At 55.8% G+C, this 2538-nt stretch carries 2 protein-coding genes; both read left to right on the top strand.

Going from position 1 to position 2538, the window contains the following annotated elements:
• The first annotated feature begins 290 nt into the window (after nucleotides 1-290).
• Complete coding sequence (locus Q0X57_RS08135) at nucleotides 291-1643, top strand: MATE family efflux transporter (RefSeq protein ID WP_297729983.1); 1353 nt, start codon at nucleotides 291-293, stop codon at nucleotides 1641-1643.
• A gap of 7 nt (nucleotides 1644-1650) precedes the next feature.
• On the top strand, nucleotides 1651-2535 hold the full coding sequence (gene prmA / locus Q0X57_RS08130) for a 50S ribosomal protein L11 methyltransferase (RefSeq protein ID WP_297729981.1): 885 nt from the start codon (nucleotides 1651-1653) through the stop codon (nucleotides 2533-2535).
• The last annotated feature ends 3 nt before the right edge of the window (nucleotides 2536-2538 follow it).

Raw genomic sequence — 2538 nt, 5'->3', positions numbered from 1 at the left:
AACTTTTATTTCGGACCTCCGTGGGGAAATTCCGTTTGCTCCCTGGAGATTCCCGATTTCCTCGGGAGAGAATGGGATTAGCGGAGATGCAGGAGCAGCTACAGCGTGAGTCGGCAGCACTGTGTATCAAGCTTATAGCCATAGTAGCCCCTAGAGGAGAGGCTTATAAATGCGTCGGCACGGTTGTTTCGCCCATAGGGGTGGGTTCGCTGCCCCCATTTTTGATACCTTTGCACCAAGTTTGTAACCGAGGCTGCCACGCTAGATGACAGCGCTCACTAGAAGGTAAAATCATCAAAACTAATAGCATAAACTTCACTCAAGGTCCGATCCGTAAGCAACTACTGCGACTGGCGGCTCCGATCGTCGCTACCTCGTTTGTCCAGATGGCGTACAACTTCACCGATATGGCGTGGCTCGGACGTCTCGGCAGTCGTGAGGTGGCCGCCGTCGGAGTCATCGGAGTGCTCCTATGGATCGCCACGTCAATCGCTCAGCTCACCAAGACCAGTGCCGAGGTGTGTGTCTCGCAGAGCCTCGGAGCTCGTAATAAGTCGCTTGCGATCAAGTTCTCCCGCCACTGTACCACCTGGGCGCTCATCGTCGGGACGCTCCTGGCGCTCGTCTACCTGCTCTTTGGCTCTCCGATCGTGGGCATCTACAATCTAGAAGCGGATGTGCACCAGATGGCGCTAAGCTATCTGCGCATCGTATTGGTTGGCTTGCCGGGCTACTTCCTGACGCTCGCTATGAGTGGCATTTACAATGCGCATGGACGGAGTATGACCCCATTCAAGATCAATTCGCTAGGGCTACTCTTCAACATGATCCTTGACCCGCTACTCATCTTCGTCTGCCATCTAGGAGTCATCGGGGCAGCCCTCGCCACACTCCTCTCCCAGCTGGCCGTCTGCGCTATCCTCTACTATCGCATGCAGCACCGCGACAAGATACTTGACGGTAGTTCTATCGTGACAAAGCTAGCAGGAGAGCAGAGCCGACGCATCTTCGCTATCGGTGTACCAGTGGTGCTACTCAACTCGCTTTTTGCGCTGATCAGCATATTTATGGGACGCTTAGCCTCTGAGCAGGGTGGCGCTATCGGCGTGGCGGTCATGACGACTGGCGGACAGCTAGAGGGCGTAACGTGGAATGCGTGCCAAGGCTTTTGCACTGCCCTAGCCACTTTCGTAGGGCACAACTATGCGGCACGTCAGTTTGACCGTGTGTGGCGTGGCTACAGGACGACTATCCTCATGACGCTGTCGATAGGTCTCTTCGGGACGCTGCTCTTCCTCTTCCTGGGTGAAGCCTTTTTTGCGCTGATCGTACCAGATCCTGAGACCTATATAGAGGGCGGGAGATACCTGTACATCGCCAGCTTCTCCCAGCTCTTTATCATGGCGGAGATTACGACGCAGGGGCTGTTTTACGGTGTAGGACGGAGCAATACACCAGCCATAATCAGCATCGTAGGCAATCTGCTGCGCATACCGCTAGCGCTCCTACTGATCTACTTGGGCTGGGGACTGCCAGCCGTCTGGTGGGCTATCTCCCTCTCATCCATCGGCAAGGGTATCACCGCCATCATCGTACTACTCACCAAGAGAGACAAACTAACCCCAACGAACTTAGCTGCTTAACTACGCTATGTACCATCACTACACCTTTACCACGGAGCAGCTCAGCGAGACCGAATGGGCGATGCCTTTGCTTGCGCAAATGCTAGCTGATTGGGGCTTCGAAAGCTTTCAGGAGGAGTCTGACAAAGGGTTGCTTCAAGCCTACATTTCCGATGACGCTTGGCAGGAGAGCGAAGAGGTTGACAGCCAACTCGCCACAGATGCGGGAGGCCTGACACTATATGATATAGAGTGGCACTACCGCCACGAGCTGGCACCCTCCAGTGACTGGCTAGCAGCGTGGCGCAGCACGACCTTCGAGCCGATATCGCTACGGGGGCGCATACTGGTCACCACGCCTGAGCTGGCTCCGACACTACCAACGCATGAGCTACAGTTACTCATCGAGGCGTACAATTCGTTTGGCTCGGGCGAGCACCACACGACTCGCATGATCCTAGAGCATCTACTCGACTACGACGTGACGGGCGCTCAAGTGATTGACATGGGGTGCGGGACGGGCATCCTCGGCATAGCGGCTCTGCTGCTCGGTGCCGACTCGCTCGTAGCGATAGACATATCGTCCGAATGCGTGACCAATACGCTACACAACCTCCAGCTCAACGGCTTCGCACCCACGGAGCGGATCAGCGTACTACATGGTGACGCTGCACGTCTCTCCGACTACCCCAGCAAGGCGGATCTACTTTTTGCCAATATCCACCGCAACATCATCCTACAGGACCTCCCCAGCTACGTAGCAGCTGTACGATCGGGTGGCGAGGTGTGGCTCAGTGGCTTCCTCCTCTCGGACCGCACAGCCATCTGCTCAGGGTTAGCCTCCGTGGGGCTGGAAATAATCGACGAAGCGACCTCCGAGGAGTGGCTCTTCGTACGAACCCGCAAAGCTTAATGG

The sequence above is a fragment of the uncultured Porphyromonas sp. genome (assembly GCF_947254915.1).
In the GTDB taxonomy this organism is placed as follows: domain Bacteria; phylum Bacteroidota; class Bacteroidia; order Bacteroidales; family Porphyromonadaceae; genus Porphyromonas.
This window is presented reverse-complemented; position numbering and strand designations above follow the sequence as displayed.